The organism is Streptomyces sp. NPDC091292, from assembly GCF_044757265.1.
Taxonomy (GTDB): Bacteria; Actinomycetota; Actinomycetes; order Streptomycetales; family Streptomycetaceae; genus Streptomyces.
The window spans coordinates 42,607-64,446 of the sequence record NZ_JBIVUQ010000035.1; the positions used below are offsets into that span (position 1 = coordinate 42,607).

A 21,840-nucleotide genomic window follows, 5' to 3' on the forward strand; every position below is an offset into this window, starting at 1 on the left:
CCACGACATCGAAGACATGACCACACGAGATGCCGTGGACGCCGTGACCGCGGACGTACGCGACCACCACATCACCCTGGACGAAACCGGCCTGTTCAACGCCATGCGGCACATCGGCCTGCTGTGCCACCTCACCGCGCGCGTGGCCGCCGACGCCGAGTATCAGCTCGCACCGAACATCGCCGACCTCCCGCCCGCCAGGACCCTCGGCGCGAGCGCCCACCACCTTGGTCAGGCCATCGCCCACTACACCCAGGCGCTCGCCCAGCTCATCACCCTCACCACCGCAAGGCAGGACACGCTCCAACCGCAGCCCGACGCACTCGGCCACCACAGCAGCCTGCGGGTCCACCTCGATGATGCCGGCCGGGCGATGGCCGCCGCCCGCGCCGCGCTGGAAGCACAGCAGCACCACCCTGCCGCGAGCGCACCCGCCCCGGCCCACCGGCACGACTCGTCGGCGGTCCGGCGACGAGCATGACGACACCGCCCTACCGATGAGGGCCTCCTGAAATAGTGAACGCCGCCGAGCCGCTCGTCGCGGAGCAGCGCCGCCAAGGCGTCATCCGCCCAGGGAGTTTGTCCGCTCTCTCCCTCGCGCAGGAGGCTGCGCTGCACTCCGTCACACGGGGCCAGGTGACGATCTCCGGCGGAAAGTCGGTCGTGGGTCGGGCAGATATCCGCGTCGCTATCGGTACCGTCCACGCGCTGGAGTCCCGCGGTCTCGTGGCCCGCGAGGACTGCGTGCTCTGGCTCCACCGCGCGCGTCCATCTCACCGCTGACAGTAGCCACGCCCTGGCCGCCGACTTCCACCGGTCACGAGCCGCTGCCCGACCCGCCACCAGCCCGAGCGCTACGGCGACAGGCGCAGCTAGCCGCTGATCTCGCCCCGCTGACCCACCCAACGGCGCTGACCTGGTCCCGTGGAACTCCTCGCCCGCAGATCGCTCACCGGAACCACCGGCATCTCGCGGGAGGAGAGAACAACCGCACCCCCTCTGGCCAACGGGAGCGAAAGCCGCCGGCCAGCAGAGCGACGTGAGTCCCCGTCGTCCGCCGAGTGACGGCCTGAACCTCCCACGCACGCGACCGCGTCGACTGCGCCGGCGAACCCCTCACCGAAGGCAGTCACCACCGCGTGCACACCCCCACATTGACTTCGCCTGCCGCTAGCGCGCCAACCGCAAGGACCTAACCATCACCAATTCCGAAACTCCCGCCTTCCGATGCATCTCTCTCGGCGCGGGAGTTCAATCCAGCACTCTCCTTGCCCTGTCAGCCGAGGGCATTCTCCCCAAGGTCGACTACGCGATTTTCGCTGACACCGGATGGGAACCCAGGGCAGTTTATGGCCACCTTGACCGACTGGAAGAGGAGATAGCCGCACCCGCGGGAATACCTGTACTTCGCGTATCGGCCGGAAACATCCGCCACGATGCCCTGGACCCAAATCACCGGTTCGCCTCCATGCCGCTCCACATTCTCAATCTGGACGGGCGACCTGGAATGACCCGACGCCAGTGCACCGGCGAATATAAGGTAAAGCCGATAAAGCAGAAGGTTCGCGAACTGCTCGGGCATCCCTATCCCGCACGCATCCCGAAGGGGGTGTTCGTCGAACAGTGGATAGGTATCTCGACCGATGAATTCCACCGCGCGAAAGACGCGGACGTCAAGTACATGCGCAACCGGCATCCCCTTCTGGACATGTCCTGGAGCAGGGCCGACTGCATGCGTTACCTGACCTCGCTCGGTCTCGCCGATACGCCGAAGTCGAGTTGCCTGGGGTGCCCGTTCCACGGAAATGTGCAGTGGAGGCATATCAGGGACACCTCTCCGTCCGAGTGGGCGGACGTCGTCGAATTCGACGCGGCCATCCGCCAGGGCAATGCCCGTGCCAATGCGTCGGGCCGCCGACTGCTCGGTGAGGCGTTCCTGCACCGCTCCCGCGTGCCGCTGAGCCAGGCGCCGATCGACCACGTCACCGCCGCCGAGCGGTCAGCCCTGCGGATCAGCGCGGACGAGGCCGATGTCTTGGAGGACGGCGTCGAGGACGGCTGCTCGCCCTGGGCGTGCCGCGGCGACGCCGACGCGCTGACGCAGGACGACTTCGGACTGGCCACGTGATACTCGACCTCTTCGCGGGGCCGGGGGGCTGGAGCAGGGCACTGCACGTCCTCGGCGTGCGCGACGTCGGGCTGGAATGGGACCAGTGGGCGTGCAAGACCCGTGCCTGGGCTGGGCAGTTGACCATCCGAACCGACGTGGCGATGTATCCGACCTGGCCGTTCGTCGGCCGTACCCGCGGTGTGATCGCCTCGCCGCCGTGCCAGGCGTGGAGCATGGCCGGCAAGCGCCTGGGCCTGCTCGACCAGCCGCTGGTGCACGCGGCCGTCGAGGACCTGGCCGCCGGTCGCGACACCCGCGCACGCCTTCTCGCCGCCTGCCGCGACGAGCGCTCTCTGCTCGCCGCCGAGCCGATGCGCTACCTGTACGCGCTGAACGCGGCCGGCGAGCCCGACTGGGTCGCCATGGAGGAAGTACCGGATGTCCTGCCCCTGTGGAAGCAGTACGCGGCCGTCCTGCGCGGGTGGGGGTTCTCGGTCTGGTACGGGATTCTCAACGCGGCCGACTTCGGTGTCCCGCAGACCAGGAAGCGAGCAATCCTCCTGGCGTCCCGCATCCGGACGGCACAGCCTCCCGCGCCCACGCACGCCCAACTCGCGGAGCCCGATTCGCTGTTCGGTCCGGGCCGCGCCCGCTGGGTCAGCATGGCCGAAGCTCTGGGATGGGGAGCGACCGACCGCCCCGTCCCCACCGTCTGCGCGGGCGGCGGCCCCGGCGGCGGGCCCGAGCCGTTCCCTTCGGGCTCCCGCAAGACGCTGTCCGACGCCCGTGATCGCGGCACCTGGATGCCCCGGCCGGACGGGGCGGTCCTGCAGTCCCTTCACAAAGGCGCCGGGCGGGCCGCCCGGCACGGCACCGGTGCCGGTGCCGCCGACCCTCCGGCGGCGACGTTCACCGCCGAGGCCCGCCGCTGGTCCTGGTCCCTGCGCAGCAACAACCAGGCCAACGCCACCGTCCGTCCGCTGTCCGAACCGGCCGACACCTTGTTCTTCGGGCACCGCGCGAACGAGTGCACGTGGATCGCCGAGCCCACTGCGCCTTTGGCCGAGGACGCCGACGCGCCGGCCGTTCCCGAGCCCATCCGTATCACCGCCCGCGAGGCCGGCCTCCTGCAGACCTTCCCAGCCGACTACCCCTGGGCCGGCAACAAGGGCCAGAAGTTCTCCCAGATCGGCAACGCCGTGCCACCGCTCCTCGCCGGCCACCTCCTCGCCCCGCACCTCGGCATCGCCCTCGACCCCGAAGACTTCACCCTCGCCGCCTGATGCCCCACACCCCCGATCCCGACGAAGACGACCTCGACACCATCGCACCGCCCCAGCCGGTGTTCCACGTCGAGCAGGCCCTCCTCGGGGCCCTCCTGCTCGACCCGCACCGTGTCGAGGACGTAACCGGCATCGCCGCCGACACTTTCTCCACCTCCGCGCACACCGCGCTGTACGCCGCGATCACCACCCTGCCGCGCCCCGACCCCGCCGCACACGCGAAGAACACCCAGTGGCTCGACCGCGTACTCGCCGAGGCTCGCAAGCAGGCGCGCGGGCTGACCACCTCCTATCTGCACACCCTCGTCCAGGTCTGCCCCTGGCCCAGCCACGCCCCCGCCTATGCCCGGATGGTCGAGGCGGAGCACGCCCGCCGCCGCCTGCAGACGGCCGCCGAACGGCTCATCCACACCATCCACGACGTCTCCCTCCCGCACCCCGTCCACACGGTGCTCGCCGAGGCCGACGCACTCGCCTCAGTCGTGGACGACATCGCCCACCGCTTCCCACCCCGGGCGGGCGTGTTGCCCCACACCACGGCACCGCCGCCGCCAGCCGCGCCCGACCGCGCAGAGGCCGTCGAGGAGGAGCAACTCCTCCTCGCCACCGCCGCGGCCTACCCTGCCGACGTCGACTCCGTCCGGTGGCTGCTCCCCGACGACCTCACCCTGCCGTTGCACACCGGCCTGTGGCAGTGCATCACAGCCCTGACCCGCCGCAACGAGCCCGTCGACCCCGTCACGGTCCTGTGGGAAGCCCAGCAACGCGGTCTCCTGGACGGAAGTGAACCGGGCGAGGTCCTGCGCACGCTGGCCGAACCCGCCGGTTCCGTCGAGCACTGGGGTGAGCGGGCATTGCAGCGCTCCCTCCTCGCTACGGCCGAGCACACCGGCCGACGCATCAGGACGTACGCCGGCGATCCGGCGAATACCCCGTTCCAACTCGTCGTCGGCGCCCGCCGCGCCCTCGCCGACATCTCCGCCGTCCGCACCCGCTGGCAGCACGCCACCGAAGTCTCCCCGCCACAGCGGCGGCAGCCCGCGCCCACCACCCGCGCCGGACCCCCGACCACCAGGGCCGCGCACGCCACCCGGTCCACACCAGCAACCCGGTAGACCCCGAGTGCCGGTGGCCGGGCCCGAAGGCCCGGCCACCGGCAGAACAGATGAGACCCCCACGTGACTCCCGCCATTGACGCCCACGTCCGCCTCGACACCCACCCCACTCACCCAAGCGCGGTGCAGGCGGTCCTGACCGGCAGCCAGGCCCACGTCGCCCTCATGGCTCTGGAGGCCGCCGACTGGAGCGTCGCCGCCACCAACGTCCTGGTCCTGGCGCGCATCGATCACGAGGAGCCCTACTGGGCCGACGACGCAGCTAAGCGCCTGACCGCCGAAGGCATCACCGTCGAGATCACCCCTCGGCTCCAGGAGGCCATCGACGAGGAATGGACCTGGCCGAACTACCCGATGCCCGGGTGCACCCGCAAAGAAATCCGAGAGATCTCCAACCAGGCCCAGAGGATCCACGACGACATCCGCAACGGCCGCCTCCTCATCCACGCCCACGCCCGTGACGGCCACACCACCATCGCGGTCGGCACCTACCTCCACCCGGGCGGCAAGTCCGTGCACCTGCACGGCGAGGACCACCTGCGCCAGGTCGCCGACACCTTCGTCTCACCCGCGCAGGCGCTGATGGCCTTCGAGAAGTTCCACGCGGCCCAGATGCGCCCCGGGCCGGCTCCCATGACCGATGCCGAACGCGCCGCCATCGCAGCGCGCTCCGTCTTCGACGTCACCACGGCCAAGTCCGAACCTCCCCGCCCGGAACCAGAGACCGTCCCCGTCTACCTGGCCGCCCCCGGCGACCACGACGCGCTCCTCGACAGCTTCCTCGACGCGCACAGAGAGTTCGAGAAGTGGCGGACCTGGTCGGATGACACGACCCACGCCATCCACGAGTCGCAGACCCTGCGCATCGAGCGCGTCCACGAAACCCCCGCCCGCGAAGTCACATGGACCGTGGCCGCCTACGAGACACCCGTCTCCGAGCGCATGTGGGTCCTCACCGCAACCGGCACCACCCCCGCCCCGGTGTTGCAGGATCTCCTGATCCACCTCGCCGACGGCGATGGCTGGGACTCGGTCACCGGTGCCCCGGCAGACGAGAGGATGGTCACCGCAGCCACTCGGCCGCTCACGGAGGCTGGGTGGAAGCACACCTTGACCGGGTTCGGGATCCGTTGGGCTTCCCCCGACGGGAAGGCAGGCGTTCAGTTTGACCCACTGACCGCGCAGCACCCGCAGAACCCAGCCGCTTGGACCATCTGGGCCGGCACCGGTCCCGACCGGCCAACCTGGGCCATCACCGCGTCCCCGAACACCCCCAGTTCGCTGCTTGCAGGTCTCGCAGAAACCCTCACCCAGGAGACCGGCACACGCCAGGTCCAGCCGGGCCGCGAGCCCACGACCCGCCTGACCGCCAGTGTGACAACGGCTCCGACGGTCGCCGCCAGCCGTTCACGCTGATCATCCGCCCGCACGAGCGGAGCAACATAGCGCGGGATCGCCGGTTGGCCAAACCGGCGATCCCGCGGACCATGGATAGTCCACCGCCACCCACTGCCCGGACGTCGAAAGGAACCGCCAACGACCGCAGACACGACTCGAAGCGCAGCCCGCCAGGTGAAATGCGGCAGTATCCGCTCACGCTGCGGCGTAGCTCGCCCGGAACAGAACCTGCGCCCGCTCCACGTCCCTCGGCGTACGGAGCTGGACCTCCAGGTCGCCCGTCCCGTGATGACCGAGACCCGATACGTCCCGGGTGAAGCCCGGAACGAGATCGACCTCCTTCGGGTTGACCTTCAGGTAGACCAACAGCTTGCTCCGCTGCGGCGGGCACAGGCAGGCAAAATTCCGCAGCCGCTGATACGCCCGGTACGTCTTGCGCTCCACGCGGTTCACGCCGTCCCCGAGCCCGAGCAGGACCTCGTCGACTGCGCCCGCCAACTCCGCCATCGCCGCGCCCTTGCCGTCGGCCGCTGCCTGGGCAAAGGACTGGCGCCGTGCCCGGCGAGCCACCTGGCCGCCGCTCACGGAGGCCACGGTCTCAACGCCGAGCAGATCGCTGCCGAAGAGTCGGTAGCGGACAAGGTCGATCGAGCGCCTGTGCTCGCGCACGGCGTGCACGTCGTAGCGGGTGAAGTCGCCGGCGACGCAGATCAGGCGCGGGCCACTCCACAGGACCTGGGACGCGGCCGTCACCCCGAACCGGTCGCGGACCAGGTGCTCGAACTCGGCACGGTGGTCCATCAACCAGGCCAGGTAGAACAGACCCTGGTTGATCACGCCGGCATCCGTGCCGCGCTTGTACTCGACGATGACCGGCGAGCCGTTCTCGTCCAGCCCGAGCGAATCGATCCTGCCTCCATGCACCGGACCCGTGCTGTACTCACTCGCCAGGAATCGGACGCCCAGCAGCGTCTGCATGTGCGCCTCGACGAGACCCTGCACGTCGGCCTCGATCTCAGCAAGACGCGGCATGACCTCGGTCATGCCGCTATTCGTCGTGTCCGTACGGAACAGCTTCAGGCCCGACACCCCCTCCTCGGCTCGGAATTCACCAACGCCGACGAGGTACGGGATTATTTCCGCGAGAGACTTCGGGGGCATGAAGATAGTGTCAGACCCTAGTACCGCCCAATCGGGGAGCAGTCACGTCCCCCGATCACCGGGAGTTCACGATTCCCCCATGCGTCCCCCAAAACATCTGACGATGCGTCAATGTACTACAATAGCGCAGGTCAGAAGGGCTTACAGAATGACAGGGTGTGTGTCTTCTAAGCACCTGCTACACAAGGCATCCCGCACCTCTTCCCCACTGGCCTGCAACATGCCTCCGGGGCCGCGCTGGCGGATGAGCACACGAAGGGCTGGCAGCCAATGCGATGCTGTCGGTGTTGCCCGCCGGCCGGAAGATGGCCGTGGGCGCAAGTGAGCAGGTGGACCAGGACGGCGAACAGCACGAGGACGGCCGCCGCTCCCCCATGCGCCGAGGCGGTCGACAGGGCGCCCGAACTTCACCCTACAGGTACGGGCTGTAGTTGAACTAAAGAGGTCGTCTCAGTTGGAGGCGAAAAGGAGCGGAGCCGAAAGCGGGGCCAAAGCGCCCTTCGTGGATCGTTGGATCGGTTTGTGTCGAGAGCCTCGTGTGAACGATCATCAGGCGGTGAACACAGACTACTGGGTGGTGCTCGCGGACACGGAGCGGGAACAGTGGGGCTACGTGCCTCGCAAGACTCTCGGACCGCTGAGCTTCGGCGCCAAGCGCCATGAGGCCGTCACGGCCATGGCGGAACATGGATTTTCAGCTGCTGAGAGCGAGATTGAGCGCTGGAACCCCCAGCGTGCCCAGTGGCGGGTCGAGTTCCGCAGGGCTGAGTCGGACAATCGGCGACCCGCGGTGAAGTGTTACTTCGTCGAAGGCGTGGGCTTGACGTGCGTGCTCGTTGATGGATTGCGTGGCCCCCAAGTCACATTCCACGGGGTCCGTCTTATAGGCCGTGTGCCGTCTGAGCTGGACGCGGAGATGGAGGCTCATGCCCTGGAGCGGGGCTTGGGCATTTGGTATTGCCTCGGGGGCGATCTCAGCTGGCCTGGCTTCGAGTTCGATCGAGGCGCACAGCGCGCTGGCGATGCGGTGGTGAGTTGGGCGTCGTTCTTCAACACGGCGGGAATCGCGGGCACCTCTTGGGACATCACTCCGGCTGAGGTCTGGCACCACGAATAGGCCCCTCGGGCTTCGGCCGCGACGAACAAACCTATGCGGCGAGTCGGCGGCTACAGACGAAGACGTCGGCAAGACCGACATGCGAGGAAGCTTGGCTTCGTTTTCATAGCACCGGTGCCGGTTTCGACATCCGTTGCGCCAAGGCATCTCAGCAGCCTCGGCCGAGGATGGAGGATCGTGAGGTGGCAGGCATCTTGGGTAAGCGGTGCCTTGGTGGGCTCCGAGGCTCGTTGCTCTGGCACGGACATAGTGAGCAGTTGGTGCCGGATGGACTGTGGGAGCTCTTCCAAGAGGTGGCGCCAGAGGCGCCGATGCGCGCCCAAGGAGGCAGTCGGCGGCGGTGTAACGATCGGGCAGTCCTGGCAGCGATTCTCTTCGTCGCCACGTCAGGCTGCACTTGGCGGCAGTTGCCACCGGTCTTCGGTGCCTCCCGGCAAATGGTCCACCGGCGTTTCGCTGGATGGTTCAAGGCCCGGGTGTGGGCGAAGTTGCACCGGGTGGTGCTGGATAGGTTCGGTGCGAACGGCAAGCTGGACTGGACCCGGTGCGCGATCGACTCGGCAAGTGCTCGGGCGGTAAAGGGCGACCCTCTGACCGGACCGACGCGTTGCCCCGTAAATGATCGCCGAGTGGCTGGGCATCACGAGCCCGGTGCCCGGATAGCCGCCGTCGGCGGTGGTCGTGGTTGTGCCAACGGCGGTCTTCGCGCCGGACTCTTCCCATGCCTTGCAGTCGTTGCGGTTGCCGGGCAGGGGCCGGCCGACCACCACGATGAGGCGGGTGTCGGCGTCGATGACGACCTGGTGGTTGGTGGAGTACCGGTAGTTCTTCGACTGCTCGGCGACGGTGTGATCGCGGGTGGGGACCAAGGTCCCGTCCACGATCAGCACGGTGTCCTTCGCGAACCGTTTGCGAGGCTGGAGGGCGAGCATAGGCCCGAGGTGATCAATTATCCGGTCCGCTGCCGACTTGGAAACCCCGAACAACGGGGCCAGTTGGCGCATGGTCAGGTTCCTGCGCCAGTAGGCCGCGACCAGCAGGGCCCGGTCCTCCAGGGCCAGGCTCCACGGTCGGCCCCTGCGGACTGCGTCCGCACCCTCGCGCCGCAGAACCGTCACCAGCTTGCCGAACTGCCGCGGGCTCAGCCCGGTGAACGGGGCTATCCAGAACAGCTCCGACGCCGTGAGAACACCAGCCACATCGAGATCATCTCGCCCGTGATCGAGAGGGAATCAGATGCGGACGCTCAACCGCAGGTTAAGCAGATGGCGCAGACGAGCAGAGGCACCACGAAGGGTTCCAAGCCTCCTCACCTCGTCCACCTCAAGTTCCAGCCGGTCGGCGAGAGCGAGTACGGCGGCGTAGGGCCGTTCGCCCTGCTCGAGCTTCGCTGCAACGGCTTCGAGGACAGCTCGAAGAGCGCCGGGATTCGCGCCGGGATGTTCTGCCAGCAGGCGAAGAAGCTTGTTGTCGTTCCAGACGCTGTCTCGGGCCGTGCTCAGTTCCTGGAGGGCTTCGGAAGGGTTGTGGGGATTAGCCGCCAGGGCTTGCCAGACGAAAGGGTACGGACATTGCGCGAGACGATGCAGGACAAAGCTGTCTCTCTCGCCATGCGCCAGTGCAAGGTAGTCGGCAGGCGTGGGCACGAGGATGGCCTCTCAAGGTGGTCCAAACCGTCATCCTGCCACTGCACCTTCGCTACAGAAGACCCCGGGCCGGTCATGCGCGACCATCACTTACGGGACAGCCCTGAGTCCGACCGATCGCGGCAAGCTCGGGGCAAAGATTCACGTCATCTGTGACCGCAACGGTCTGCCGATCTCACTGGGCGTCTCCGGTGCCAACCTGCACGACAGCCAGGCCCTCATCTCCCTGATGAGGGCCATTCCGCCGATCCGCTCTCGCTACAGACCGAGACGTCGCCGCCCGGCCAAACTGCACGCAGACAAGGGATACGACTTCGACCATTTACGAGCGTGGCTCCGCCGCCACCAGATCACCCCTCGCATGGCCCCTCGAGACGCCGAACCTTCCAACCGCCTGGGCCGACATCGCGTAGGGCGAACCCCGCAATGGGTCTCACGGAGGTCAGGTCCGCTGCCAGCCCTCGGTGACTGGGGGAAGTCCGGCGTAGGCGCGCAGGGCGTTCTGGGAGTCTGGCAGGCCGCGGTCGTGGAGTTGTCCGGCAACCGCTCGACCGACCCAGGGGTGCTCCAGGTTTGCCAGAGCATGCACCAACTGCGCTTGCGCGGCGGGCAGGTCGGCATAGCAGGGCAGAGGGCTCTGTAGCGGTGCCGGGAAGAGCCTATCCAGGGCGGCTCTGGTTCGGCGTCCGTTCCGGTCCCGCTCGATGCGGGGCAGGCAGGCGGCGAGCGCGGCCTGCGGAACGCCCGTGGCGAGGGTGCGCAGAGTGGTCTCGATGTGGCCGTGGAAGTCGCCCTCGTTGTAGTCGGTGGCGGGTGTGGGCGCGGGGTTGACTGCCGCGACGGCGAGTTCGGCGGTGGCGCGGTCGAGTAGCCCAGCGTCGAGTGTCCCGTCGCAGCTGCTGGCGATCCGGATGAGTGCGGTGGCGGCGGCCCACCGCACCAGGCCGTCTCCATCTTCCAGATACGGGGCGAGGTCGCCGGCCCGCGGCAAGGTGCCGACAAGTCCTGCGGCGACCAGGGCGGTGGCCGTCACGACGGAATCGTGGTCGCGTTCGGCGAGATCGAACAGGCGCGGAAGCGTGCCGGCGGATGCCTCGGGGAACCAGGCGAGCAGGTAGGCGGTCCGGATCCGGATCCGGGGTTCGTCGTCGTCGAGCAGGGCCAGCAGCAGGGGAAGTTCGGCCAGGACCGCGTCGTACGAGCGGAGCGCCGCGTCCCGCGCGTCGACAGGCATGCCGGCCGCCACCGCCGCCCGGGCCTGAAGCAGTTGCTCGCGTCGCTGTTCATCCTTCTCGACGGCAAGCTGCTCGTCGTACCAGGGCAAAATCGCATCCGGGGTGAACTGAGCGGCGACCGCGCGCCAGGCGACGATGTTGATCCCGGTGGCGACGTCGTACTCGTCGTGCCAGTCGACCGCCAGACGGGTCAGCATCCACATCAGCTCCTCGCGGAGAGGCCGGGGACCGGCCACAGCGAGCCGGGCAAGGAAGGGCACCACGAACGGGGATGCCTGATACCGAGAGCCCTGGTGAAAGATGCCGTTGAACAGGCCGCCGAGCGCCTTCTGCCGTACCTTGTCGTCTTCGCCGCACAGGGCGCGCAAGCGGTCGGGTACCTCCGCTCCGGCTTCCAGGTTCGCCCAGTCCACCTCATCCAGCCCGGCCAGCAATCCGTCGTACTTATCGATCATGGCGGCAGGATGACACGGCCGTCTGACATCGGCGGACTACCACTGTCGCTCGCATGCCGCTGACGTCTTGAACTGCTGCGATGCAGCCCTCACCCCGTCGCAGGTACAGCAACGGTGTGGTCGATGTCGACGCCGGTCGACGGTGTAGTGAGACCTTCCCGTCGTAGGGGCTGGTCCAAGTGCCGGTTACGGCCCGGCGCCCCTGGTCCTGAACGGTGTCCCGGCCCTCGCGGGCGAGGACGACCTCACGGTCTTCCGCTCAGATCACGGGGCGCCGAGAAATCCAGATCTTGGATGCTGTGCCTGTCAGGTTCCGGACGCGACCTTGACCCGGCAGATCAATGAGAACCGGGCGTCACTCGACTACGCCGACGCCCCTGCGCGTGAACTACGGCCTGCCCTCAATCAGTTCCGCATGGCGAAGGGGCCCACCGACTTCGTCGGCGGACCCTCGCGAGAGATCACCGCTGCAGCGCAGCGTCCTCAAAGGTCCACGGATGCAGGAGCCGTACAGCCCCAAGGATGCCGAAGACCCGATTGCCGGTCATGAAATGCGTAGAAGGCTAATTCAATGGCAGCGGAGCCGGTCCTGCGGGGACGGTTCCTGCGATGCGGAAGTTGTCGGCGTGGTGAAGTGTGAAGTACTCCCAGCCGGCGGCCGTGTCCGAGCGGGCGCGCAATAGGCCCGCGTCTTCTCCGGTGTAGTTGGCTTCAGTGACGACGTACTTGTCGTTCGCCGCCGACTTCAGAGAATACTTTTGATTTTCTTCGGACACTAGCGTGAAGGTGTACAGCTCCCATCCGTGGGGATCGCCAGTGCGGGCGCGCAGCATTCCCTCGTAGTTTCCGGTTTGGTTGACCTCGGTAGTGACGAAGAGGTTATTGGCTGCGGATCGGAGTGCCACCTTCGTCCCGCTGTCGGGGGTGTGCAGCGTAAATTGCTGCCAGCCGCCGACAGTGTCGCTGCGGGCACGCAGCTTGCCTTCATGCGTGCCGGAGGCGTTCAGTTCAGCGGTCACGTACTTGCTGTTCGCCTGGGCATTGAGGGACCAGCGGGCGACTTGGGTGCCGATCCAGTCGGTGATGTCGTCGAGGCGGGTCTCGGTGGCATCCTGGCGTGTTTCCTCTGAGCCGAGGCATCCGCCCTGCCAGGAACGGCTGCTGATGGCGACGAGTTCGTCACCACTGGTTCCGGCGCGAAGCGCCGGGCCGCCTGTGTCACCCATGCAAACCGCGGCATCGGCCTGGCCAACGATGTTCAGTTCCGCGCCGCTCGTGCCGGTAACAGTAAAGGTGCCTGAATGCAGCAGGTTGGGTATCCACGTGTACTTGGTCCGGCCGTATCCGGCGACGGTCAGTTCCTCGCCGTTGGCGGGAGCCTTGGGGCTGAGGGCCACGGGTGTGATGTCGTACACGGGTGAAGAGAGCTTGGCCAGCACCAGATCCCGGTCGGTCCGGGGGACCAGTTCCACGATGTCGCGGACCTGGCCGGCCGTGGTGCTGAGATTGGTGCGTCCGATGGTGGCCTTGGTGGGCAGAGAAGGCGCACCTGCGGCGACGGACGGCGGCCGGGTTGAGCCGTCGGCGAAGCAGCTCGCGGCGGTGACGATCCACTGCTGCTCGATGAGTGCTCCTGAGCAGACTCTGTTCGTCTGGCCTATTTCGATCTTCGCGACGAAAGGCGTCTCCCCGTTATTGGCCGGGTCACCCACTGTTGCCTGGGCCGGAAAGGCAACGAGCGTTGACGTCGCCACCAGCACGCCGGCGAGCCAGGCTGCGTATCGCGCTGTTGTACTCATTGTTCTCCCTGGAAGTCAGATTCGACGCGCCGAAGCAACCGCCCTTTCAGGGGCGGCTGTTGGTGAGGCGGGGCGTGTGGTGCTACTGCTGGAGTCAGCTGGCGATGCGGAGCTCGATGAGCATCGTGGGATCGCCGCTTGCGCCGGCCTCGCCGTAGCCGGTGAAATCGTTGGCGGGAGCGTTGATGACGGTGATTGTGCCGTCATCCTTCTTGATGGTGGTCTTCACCGGGTCGGCAGAAGTCCAAATACCGTACGCCTGGGGGATCTCCAGCGTGAGGAAGGCGGGCTTGGCCGTGACGTCAAAGCAGAAGTCTTTCTGCCCGTGACGGCTCATGACCATGATGTCCTCGCTGACGCCGCAGGTAGTAAGCAGCAGATGACCGTCACCTCGCTTGAGGACCGCCCCCGTCTCTGCTGCGATCTTTTCCGCACCCGGATAGCTGAAGTCCTCGATTGCGTAAGGCATTTCACCTTCGACAGCCAGGTTGGCATCAGCACGGCTTTCGGCGTGCGCAACGCCGAACGTTGTTGCTGCACCAGCAAGTACGGTCGCCAGAGCGGACATTAGGGCCTTGTGTACACGGGATATGGGCATGGTGAGCCTTTCCATACAAGCGACGGGTGGTAACGACCCATCAGCGCACGGCAAGTGAAGCACGGTCAAGATTCCGACCACAGGGCTGCCTCTGTGATTCACGTCACCGAAACTTCCGGAGTTCTCTCGCAATTAGCGGTCATGTCGGCCGGAGTTAACCAGTTCGACTCAGACCCCACGGTCAGCCTGCAACCCCTTGACCTGCACGTTCCAGTTCCTGAAAGATCATCGGGCACGTCTTCGGGCCTGCAGCGAGGGCTGCCCGGATGGTGTGTTCCATCAAGCGGTACCAGCCCGGCCAGGACACTGCATGGATTCCGCCTGCCCCCGTAATACGCGCAAAGTCAGTATCTACATATGCGCCTTACGTGTGGCGCTCATGCGGCGTGACCGGCTGGACCGCCTTCCACATTGAAGGGGTCGTCGAATGAAACGGCGTATAACCTCCCGGGCGCCAAGTCCGGGCGTACTGAAGAGATTCAGAGCACGACGACAGGCTCTGGGGATACTGCTGTCCGCGGGCATGCTGTCAGGTCTGCTGGGGGCACCTGCCGCCGTAGCGGCGGAGTCGGCAGCACTGCCTGCGGGCATACGCGCTGAAATCGTCGGCTACTGGGAGACCGGCGGGACCGGCCTGCAAGCGGCTGCCGAACAGGCGCTGCTCGGCGGGGACGAGGCGATCCAGAAGTTCCTGGAGGAAGCCGCGTCGATCCAGTACGACGACAACCGCATCGAGACCGCGCGGCTGGCGATGACCGGCGGTCCGGGCGTTCGGCAGGCCGCCAAGGACGCGATGCTGCTGTCGCCGGCCGAGCTGGAGACATGGCTTCTCACGGGTTTCCAGGCCCCGCTGGATGAGGACCAGAAGGTCGAGATCGCCCGGCTGGTAACACTGGGAGGTCGTGGTGTGCAGGAGGCGGGCAAGACCGCCCTCCAGGGCACCTCAGACGACAGGGAGTTGTTCCTCGCCGAGGGCCAGTACGAGGCCCAGAAGGACGACAACCGGGTCGAGACAGCCCGCCTGGCGTCGGCATCCAGCAGCGGTCCGAACCTGAAGGCGGCGGCCAAGCTGGCGCTTCAGGGCAGCTTTGAGGACATCGAGGAGTTCCTGGCGGTTGGGCAGTTCGTCGCCCGTAACCGGGACCAGGAGCACGCGACGGTCGAGGAGTTGGTCGAGCGGGCCAAGGCGGCCGGCAAGGATGCCGAAGACGCGACGAAGAAGGCGGAGGAAGCGTCCAAGAAGGCCATCACAGCCTCTCAGCTGGCCAAGGAAGCCGCTGCGAAGGCAGCCGCGGAGACCGAGGCCGCCAAGGACGACGCGACCAAGGCCGCCGTCAAGTCGCAGCAGGCTGCGGATGCCGCGCGGGCCGCGGCAGAGGCCGCGCAGGAGGCCATCGGCTCGGCGAACGCCGCTTCCGCAGCCGCGCGCCGCGCCTCGCTCGCCGCCGCGCAGACGGCCTCGGCGGCAGCCGCAGCCGCCGAAGCAGCGAACAAGGCCCACCAGGCGGCCATCGCCGCCGCCGGCGACAGGGCCCTCGCCGATGGCGCCTACCTCGCCTCAGCGCAGGCAAGGCTCGCAGGGGCAGCTGCCAGAACCGCGGCAACCGCCGCCGACAACGCCGGGAAAGCCTCGGACGCCGCCGCGGGTGCCGCCCTGGCGGCCAAGAGCGCCTCCAGTAACGCGCGGGCCGCGGCTGACGCCGCTGACGAGGCAAACGACTATGCGGATGCCGCCGGTGTGAGTTCCAACGCTGCCCGCCAGGCCGCGGCCGAAGCGCGCCGTCACGCCATCGCTGCCGATCGTGCCGCCGACCGCTCCAGCGCCCGGGCCCGCCAGGCAGCCACCGCCGCCTACGGGGCCCGCGACGCCGCCAATTCCGCCGCTGCACACGCGGACAAGGCCGCCGACTTCGCAAAAGAAGCCGCCGACCAAGCGGGGAACTCGGCCACCTACGCTGCGGTGTCGAAGAAGAACGCCGACGCAGCCAAGGTGGCGGCCGACGCCGCGACAACAGCAGTGGCCAAGGCCAAGGAAATCACCACCCTGGCCAGGGAGACCGAGAACGACGACCTGCTCACCCGCACAGAAGGAGGGATCGAGCAGGCCCGCTCGATGAAGGCGGTCACCGAAGTCGGGATCTCGACCGCCGCCGCCACACAGCAGCAGGCACTGGCGCTGGACACCACCGCCTCCGAGCTCGCCCAGGAGGCCGGCCGGCCCGACGTCGATGTCCAGGCCACTGCCGCCAAGGGCCGCCAGCTCGCCATGCAGGCCATCAAGCTCCTCGGCCCCTGGCACAAGGAAGCGGCAGCCCGTGCGCTGTCGGGGACCGACCAGGATGTCCTCGACTACCTGCGCACCCGCTGGAAGGAGGCCAACGACAGCGACATCCGCCAGCGTGTCGTCAATCTGAGCACTCAGAGCCCCTACGCGTCGGTGCGTACCGCGGCTACCGAAGTCCTCACCGGCACCCCCGCACAGATCGAGGCTTTCCACACCACCGGCCAGTTCGAGGCCGGACTCGATGACATGAAGGTCGACGCCGCCCGCCTGGCGGAGACCGGCGGCCCCAGCGTCAGCCAAGCTGCAAAGGCCGCGCTTGCCGACGGAACCGGCAAAGCACTCGCGACCTTCCTGCAGGTCGGCCAGTACGGCGAGAGCGCCACCGACGAGAAGGTCATCACCGCCCGACTGGCCGAGACCGGGGGGCCCGAGGTCCAGTCGGCCGCGAAGATCGCCCTCGCCGGCCCGCCGCAACTGCAGCACGAATTCGTCACCGTCGGCCAGTACATGGCCCAGCGCAAGGACGACCTCGCCACCCACCACGTCCACCAGGTCCAACGCCTCATCGCCGAAGGCTCCCTGGTCGCAGCCAAGGCACAAGCGGACGCCTGGCGCGCCGCCGAAGCCGCAGCAAAGGCCCGCAACGCCGCCGGCGAAGCCGCAGCAGCAGCGCTCGAAGCGCAGAAGTCCGCAGATCAGGCCGCACAGCACGCCGCCGACGCCGACGCCTCCGCGGATGACGCCGAACAAAGCGCCGCGAACGCAGCCGCATCAGCCGCGACCGCACGCAACGCCGCCAACCGGGCCGATGCCGACGCCACAGCAGCGGAGGACTCCGCCGCCGCTGCCGAATTCTCCGCCGCCTACGCCCGCCAGTCCGCAACCGACGCGAACAGATCCGCAGCCGCCGCGAAAGCAGAAGCCGACGCCGCAGGCAAGAGCGCAGAAGAAGCAGAAGCCGCCGCGAAGGAAGCCTGGCAGCACACCCGTAACCTTTACGAAAGGGAAATGGAGGAGGCACTCGAACAGGCAGAAGAAGAACGCAAGGCCAACGAACCCGATTCCAAAATATTCTGCCTCTCCTACACCATTCCCTACTACGGGTACCGGATCGGGGATTGCACCCCGGACCTCGGCCCCTACATAGACGCAGCGAAAGACCCCCGCACATGGGCAAACATCGCCTATGAAATGTCCGGCCTCGCCGACATAGAATCCTGCATCAAAGAGCCGGCCGCCATCAAATGCACGGTAGCCGTCCTCGGTGTCACACCGATGGGCAAACTCAGGCTCGCCTTCAAAATCGACAAGGCTGTCGACGCCCTCAAAGCCACCCGCACTGTCCGCCGCACCATCGCATGCCTCACCGGAGCGGCACACAGCTTCCCCGCCGGCACCAAGGTCCTCATGGCCGACGGCACCAGCCGCCGGATCGAACAGGTCCAGACCGGTGACCTCGTCACGGCCACCGACCCCACCACCGGCGAAACCGGCCCCAGGACCGTCACCCGCACCATCCACACCCCCGACGACCGCAACTTCACCGACCTCACACTCACCGACGGCTCCACCCTCACCTCCACCAGCCACCACCCCTACTGGTCCCAGAACGACCAGACCTGGAAAAACGCAAGCGACCTCAAAACCGGCGACACCCTGCGCACCCCGCAGAACGGCACGGCCACCGTCGCTCGTACCCACGACTGGCAGGGACTCCAGGACGCCTACGACCTCACCGTCGACGACCTCCACACCTACTACGCCTCGACCGGCACCACCAACGTCCTCGTCCACAACACAGGCGGAGCCTGTCCGCTTTGGGTGAAAAAAGCCAGCGACAGGCTAAATATATCTCCCGGTAGTGCTGGAGAGGGGCTGATATTCAATGCGGATGGTGCACCATATTTGGGCGTGGACAATGTACTGAGGAGCGGAACCGACGCAACTTCTAAAGAGATCAGCCAATTCCTCAAAGAGTCCTCTGACTTTAAGGAGTGGTTCGCCGGCAATAATCTGAGCGCAGCAGGCCACCCCGAAGCCAGGACCGCTTGGATGATGCGTAATGACGGCGCAAAAGGCGATGTGGTCCACATAACTATCAACAAGAATTACATTTGCCCTGATGGAGACGCTCATCAGAAGGGCTGTCGATACACAGTGCCCGCACTCCTATACGAAGACCAGATTCTTTGCGTGTGGATGCCAGGCGCAAGTACGGCGTACCCCTTGCCGGGTAAGAGTAAGCGTCCAAATTCGACGTGGAAAAATCCAACCGGGGACCGCTGTGCAGTGTGAGTCTCAGGGCATGAAGAACATCTAACTTCGATCTTGCAGAAAGGGTCCGCCAGCTGCTGGCGGACCCTTTCTGCTCGTTTACAGAGGGCATTTGATCTAGGCGTATTACCCTATATGTCCAAGTAGGTTCCTCGCCAGGTTGGCATGATTTCGTCCGTTATGTGCCTGCTGAGGTTGTCGATCGAGGCGATGTAGATAACGGCCTCGGGGTTGGCGGTGAGGGCCCGGCACCTTCTTGCCGCCGCCGTAGCCACGTGAGGATGCCGGCACCGTCGCGGCCGCCCGCACCCACTGCGCGTCGATGATCCGCGCCGTGGGCTCGACCTTACGGCCCTCGTGCTCGCGGACCTTTCCTCGCAGCCGTTCGTGTAACTTGGCGATCAGCCCGTGCTTACGCCAGCGCCGGAAGAAGGCATAGACCCGCCCCCAGCCGGGAAAGTCCGCGGGCATCGCCCGCCACGAGATCCCGCCCGCGATCAGGTAACGGATCGCATCCAGCAGCTGCCGATGACGGTAGCCCTCAGGCCGTCCGCGGCCAGGCCGGCACCGGCAGTGACAGCCGGACCTCCGCCCACTCCGCGTCCGTCATGTCCGACGGATACCGGAGAACCCGGTCCGGATGACCGGCCGCGTTGCCATACACGTGCGCGAGACAGTCACACAATACGGCGGGCGAGTTGAAGTGATCGGGCTCGGACGCCTACAACAACGACAACAGGGCCTGCGGGAATGGCTCGGAATGGGATCGCACCCCCGAGCCCCAAGGAGGCCCTGCCTTCATGCGCTTACCGGCTGAAGATCACCCGACCAGGACCTCCGTCCGATCTGCACGTTCCAAGATCGGTTGAGATACGGCTTCTAACCTTCGTCATACCAACCGGGCGCGCAGAACCGAGCTTCACTGATCGCAGCATCTCCAGCGCTGGTCGCCCCCACGTACATGTTGAGCTGTTCTGATCCCAGACCCGATGGACCGCTGGTGGTTTCGAGGCCGTGATCGTCGCAATACTGGATCAGAGCCTCCTCGACCACCGACGGCACCATGCCGATCAACGGGATGCCGGCGAACTCGACCTGCGGACCGCTGCGCCCGTGCACCTGCACAGCCCCCAGGGCAGGAAGGCCCTCACGATAGGTGTAAAGCGCGGTCACCCCAGTCCTGTCGAACCGGTCGGTGAGCAGGTACCACTGCCCGATGGACTCCCACGGCTCGCCGTAGGGGTAGCGGCCGCGACGGGCAGCTGGCGCCTCACCGTTCAGCGCGGCCACCACCTGCTGCGGGCTCATCCCGAACTCGAGAGGGCCGATCCGCTCCAGCGGTGTCCACTCCCAGCGCGGCCGGTCTCGATCGGCCCTCACCGGCCATGCTCCCGGATTGGGTTCCAGTTCGCGGACATCCCACCACTGGACGATCGGCTTGGACCCGTACGGGTCCGCCGCGGCCTCGGCGTCGACGAGCAAGGCGACAGTGATGACCGAATCACCGCTGCGCACCGTTCTCATCGACAGTCCCCAGGCCGGCACCTCCGGATCGCCACTCCGGTTCGCGCCGACGATGATGCCTTCCTCCCGGGCCAGCCGCTGGAGGTCCGCCCGCACCTCGGACGGCACCCGCGCAATCAACTCCACCCCTCGCAGCACCACCTGTGGCCCATCCCAAACTCTTGTCGACACCCCGACCAGACCGGAATTCTCCCCGTAGATCCCAGTCACAGCCCATTTCTGGTAGTCACCCCAGCCGACCCCGTCGCCCAGGTTGTACGAGCCGTACGCGATGGCTCCGTCCAACGCCGCAGACACCTCATCAGGCGACATTCCGAAGCGCAGCGGACCGACTCCCACCAACGGATCCAGTACCCACCGCGCCCCTCCCAGGGATTCCTCAAGCCGCCGACCCATCACAACCCGCCCCTCGGCTCACACCGGCGCCACCCGCCGACAATTACGTCTGACATCATAGGGAGTGGGGAGAGTCATGAATCAGGTGTGAGCCTCCACGAAGAAGTCACCTGATGGGAATGACGACGGATCACCTGATCGGGACGGGTGGCGGCGTGTCGCTTGCCGGTGTCGGCGGGGCCGTCGAGGGTGCCGACGCGGAGTCGATGCCGGTATCCGCGAATGGTCTGTCCAGCGATCTGCTGGAGGAACTGACCGCGCTGGCGGCCGAGAAGACCGCCGAGGTCTGGCTGCGGCTGGATGGGCGAGGGCGGGATCCTGCCCGAGCTAGCCCAACTGGCATCCACGGCCAACCCGCACTTGCGGCCGGGCATGGCTACTCGTTAAGCAAGTGGTGGGTGTGCTTGCGGCGTTCGGTGGCGACGGCCGGAGACGGGGAACGTGAAGTGGGTCATGCGGGGTCCGCAGCGGTGGATGCGGGATGCCGGTGGTGGGGGCGTACTGGGCGGCCGGCGCGGCGAACATGGCAGCGTACCGCCCCCGAGCGGCGATGAGTTCGTCATGTGTGCCGTGTTCGGCGAGGTGCCCATCGTTGAGGACGTCGATGCGGTCGGCGTGGCGGACCCCGGACACGCGGTGGGTGACCAGGACGACGGCCCGGTTCGGGGCGGCGCGCCGGCGGATGCGGTCGAAGGCTTCGATCTCGGCTTCGGGGTCCATCTTTATCTATAACTGTCAAGTATCTGCCGAGGATGGGCGGCACTGCGGCCTCCAGGTACGTGACGCACGATCCCGGTTTGCATATGCAGTGCGGACTCTATGGAAATAGAATTCCCGCTGCGGTCACAAAAGAGCTACGCGGGCTGATGAGTGGCGAACATGACAGCTTGTTCGGCAAGGCGGATGCGCTGCTTCAGTCTTCGGGGCATCCGTTGTACCCCAAGAAAAGGGTTGGGAATTACAGTATGGCATCCCTCGTAGAGGCAAAATATGCAGCCTGGATGAAGAGTAATGACATCACGCATGCGATAGTGGTCATCAATATTCTGACGTATGCGCCAAAGAATTGGACTGCGGAAATGCCGTGGAGGCCATCCTCCCCATGGATCATACCCTGAAGGTGTATTACCCGAGAGGCGGTAGCCCGGTGACGCCAGAACGTCGAGATCTGCGAGACAACGAGGAAGTGTCGACGGCTCTCGACGAGCTGGACCAAACGATATTGGCTGCGAGCAGACCGTTCCCGCAATCCTCCCCGAGGGGATGACTATCTACGTGCACTGCCCTGGATATGCGGAGCCTGAACCTCTCATAGGTAAGGCCAAGTGGGATCTCGAAATCCCGAACTAATAGGACTCCGTTAGGTCTTCCTGTTGGTCCTGATCACGAGCATGTTGGGTGTGTGGACGTATATGAAGTGAACCGTGTTCGGGCGAAGTTGGCGT

14 protein-coding genes and 5 pseudogenes are annotated in these 21,840 nt (G+C 66.5%); 10 read left to right on the plus strand and 9 right to left on the minus strand.

The features are described from left to right. Window positions 1-16: 16 nt before the first annotated feature. From ACIQNU_RS42390 to ACIQNU_RS42410, 5 genes are all read left to right on the plus strand, one after another. On the plus strand, window positions 17-481 hold the full coding sequence (locus ACIQNU_RS42390; RefSeq protein ID WP_401377662.1) for a hypothetical protein: 465 nt from the start codon (window positions 17-19) through the stop codon (window positions 479-481). A 750-nt stretch (window positions 482-1,231) separates the two neighbouring features. Then, entirely contained in the window at window positions 1,232-2,128 is an 897-nt protein-coding gene (locus tag ACIQNU_RS42395) for a hypothetical protein (protein WP_401377703.1), read from the plus strand. After that, window positions 2,125-3,393, plus strand: a complete 1,269-nt coding sequence (locus ACIQNU_RS42400) for a DNA cytosine methyltransferase (RefSeq protein ID WP_401377665.1) — start codon at window positions 2,125-2,127, stop codon at window positions 3,391-3,393. The genes ACIQNU_RS42395 and ACIQNU_RS42400 overlap by 4 nt, the downstream gene beginning before the upstream one ends. Next, on the plus strand, window positions 3,393-4,508 hold the full coding sequence (locus tag ACIQNU_RS42405; protein WP_401377668.1) for a DnaB-like helicase N-terminal domain-containing protein: 1,116 nt from the start codon (window positions 3,393-3,395) through the stop codon (window positions 4,506-4,508). The genes ACIQNU_RS42400 and ACIQNU_RS42405 overlap by 1 nt, the downstream gene beginning before the upstream one ends. A gap of 63 nt (window positions 4,509-4,571) precedes the next feature. Next, complete coding sequence (locus ACIQNU_RS42410) at window positions 4,572-5,924, plus strand: DUF317 domain-containing protein (protein WP_401377671.1); 1,353 nt, start codon at window positions 4,572-4,574, stop codon at window positions 5,922-5,924. A 177-nt stretch (window positions 5,925-6,101) separates the two neighbouring features. Here the strand turns inward: ACIQNU_RS42410 and ACIQNU_RS42415 are convergent, their stop codons facing one another. Beyond that, window positions 6,102-6,995: a DUF5655 domain-containing protein gene (locus tag ACIQNU_RS42415; RefSeq protein WP_401377706.1), complete on the minus strand. Its 894-nt coding sequence runs from the start codon at window positions 6,993-6,995 to the stop codon at window positions 6,102-6,104. A gap of 610 nt (window positions 6,996-7,605) precedes the next feature. Between ACIQNU_RS42415 and ACIQNU_RS42420 the strand changes: the two genes are divergently transcribed. Continuing rightward, the gene (locus ACIQNU_RS42420) at window positions 7,606-8,184 is read left to right on the plus strand and encodes a hypothetical protein (protein ID WP_401377674.1); all 579 of its coding nucleotides are present in this window, start codon (window positions 7,606-7,608) and stop codon (window positions 8,182-8,184) included. Window positions 8,185-8,441: 257 nt separating this feature from the next. Then, window positions 8,442-8,786 (plus strand): annotated as a pseudogene (locus ACIQNU_RS42425) (transposase); the annotation flags it as partial. A 33-nt stretch (window positions 8,787-8,819) separates the two neighbouring features. On the opposite strand, the pseudogene ACIQNU_RS42430 reads toward ACIQNU_RS42425, so the two are convergent. Both ACIQNU_RS42430 and ACIQNU_RS42435 read right to left on the minus strand, forming a co-directional pair. Then, a pseudogene (locus ACIQNU_RS42430) lies at window positions 8,820-9,383 on the minus strand (transposase family protein); the annotation flags it as partial. 33 nt (window positions 9,384-9,416) lie between these two features. Further along, the gene (locus tag ACIQNU_RS42435) at window positions 9,417-9,830 is read right to left on the minus strand and encodes a hypothetical protein (RefSeq protein ID WP_401377677.1); all 414 of its coding nucleotides are present in this window, start codon (window positions 9,828-9,830) and stop codon (window positions 9,417-9,419) included. Between the two features lie 97 nt (window positions 9,831-9,927). Here ACIQNU_RS42435 and ACIQNU_RS42440 point away from each other — a divergent pair. Continuing rightward, window positions 9,928-10,266: pseudogene (locus tag ACIQNU_RS42440) on the plus strand (transposase); the annotation flags it as partial. 6 nt (window positions 10,267-10,272) lie between these two features. Here ACIQNU_RS42440 and ACIQNU_RS42445 read toward each other — a convergent pair. From ACIQNU_RS42445 to ACIQNU_RS42455, 3 genes are all read right to left on the minus strand, one after another. After that, window positions 10,273-11,520: a HEAT repeat domain-containing protein gene (locus ACIQNU_RS42445; RefSeq protein ID WP_401377679.1), complete on the minus strand. Its 1,248-nt coding sequence runs from the start codon at window positions 11,518-11,520 to the stop codon at window positions 10,273-10,275. Window positions 11,521-12,083: 563 nt separating this feature from the next. Continuing rightward, window positions 12,084-13,319, minus strand: a complete 1,236-nt coding sequence (locus ACIQNU_RS42450; RefSeq protein WP_401377682.1) for a trypsin-like serine protease — start codon at window positions 13,317-13,319, stop codon at window positions 12,084-12,086. A gap of 94 nt (window positions 13,320-13,413) precedes the next feature. Next, window positions 13,414-13,887, minus strand: a complete 474-nt coding sequence (locus ACIQNU_RS42455) for a hypothetical protein (RefSeq protein ID WP_401377685.1) — start codon at window positions 13,885-13,887, stop codon at window positions 13,414-13,416. Between the two features lie 553 nt (window positions 13,888-14,440). On the opposite strand from ACIQNU_RS42455, the gene ACIQNU_RS42460 reads away from it, so the two are divergent. Beyond that, window positions 14,441-18,496 carry a polymorphic toxin-type HINT domain-containing protein gene (locus tag ACIQNU_RS42460; protein ID WP_401377688.1) on the plus strand — a complete coding sequence of 1,352 codons (4,056 nt, stop codon included), beginning with the start codon at window positions 14,441-14,443 and terminating at the stop codon, window positions 18,494-18,496. Window positions 18,497-18,606: 110 nt separating this feature from the next. Here the strand turns inward: ACIQNU_RS42460 and ACIQNU_RS42465 are convergent. From ACIQNU_RS42465 to ACIQNU_RS42475, 3 genes and pseudogenes are all read right to left on the minus strand, one after another. After that, a pseudogene (locus tag ACIQNU_RS42465) lies at window positions 18,607-19,085 on the minus strand (transposase). A gap of 269 nt (window positions 19,086-19,354) precedes the next feature. Next, window positions 19,355-20,284 (minus strand): hypothetical protein, encoded by a 930-nt coding sequence (locus ACIQNU_RS42470; RefSeq protein WP_401377690.1) that lies wholly within the window; start codon window positions 20,282-20,284, stop codon window positions 19,355-19,357. Window positions 20,285-20,722: 438 nt separating this feature from the next. Then, window positions 20,723-21,115: pseudogene (locus tag ACIQNU_RS42475) on the minus strand (ABC transporter ATP-binding protein); the annotation flags it as partial. Window positions 21,116-21,261: 146 nt separating this feature from the next. On the opposite strand from ACIQNU_RS42475, the gene ACIQNU_RS42480 reads away from it, so the two are divergent. Then, complete coding sequence (locus ACIQNU_RS42480; RefSeq protein WP_401377709.1) at window positions 21,262-21,513, plus strand: DddA-like double-stranded DNA deaminase toxin; 252 nt, start codon at window positions 21,262-21,264, stop codon at window positions 21,511-21,513. The last annotated feature ends 327 nt before the right edge of the window (window positions 21,514-21,840 follow it).

Coding starts and splice junctions, on each gene's coding strand:
- ACIQNU_RS42390 (WP_401377662.1), top strand. CDS start 17: ATGACCACACGAGATGCCGTGGACGCCGTGACCGCGGACGTACGCGAC.
- ACIQNU_RS42405 (WP_401377668.1), top strand. CDS start 3,393: ATGCCCCACACCCCCGATCCCGACGAAGACGACCTCGACACCATCGCA.
- ACIQNU_RS42445 (WP_401377679.1), bottom strand. CDS start 11,520: ATGATCGATAAGTACGACGGATTGCTGGCCGGGCTGGATGAGGTGGAC.
- ACIQNU_RS42450 (WP_401377682.1), bottom strand. CDS start 13,319: ATGAGTACAACAGCGCGATACGCAGCCTGGCTCGCCGGCGTGCTGGTG.
- ACIQNU_RS42455 (WP_401377685.1), bottom strand. CDS start 13,887: ATGTCCGCTCTGGCGACCGTACTTGCTGGTGCAGCAACAACGTTCGGC.
- ACIQNU_RS42460 (WP_401377688.1), top strand. CDS start 14,441: ATGCTGTCAGGTCTGCTGGGGGCACCTGCCGCCGTAGCGGCGGAGTCG.
- ACIQNU_RS42480 (WP_401377709.1), top strand. CDS start 21,262: ATGAGTGGCGAACATGACAGCTTGTTCGGCAAGGCGGATGCGCTGCTT.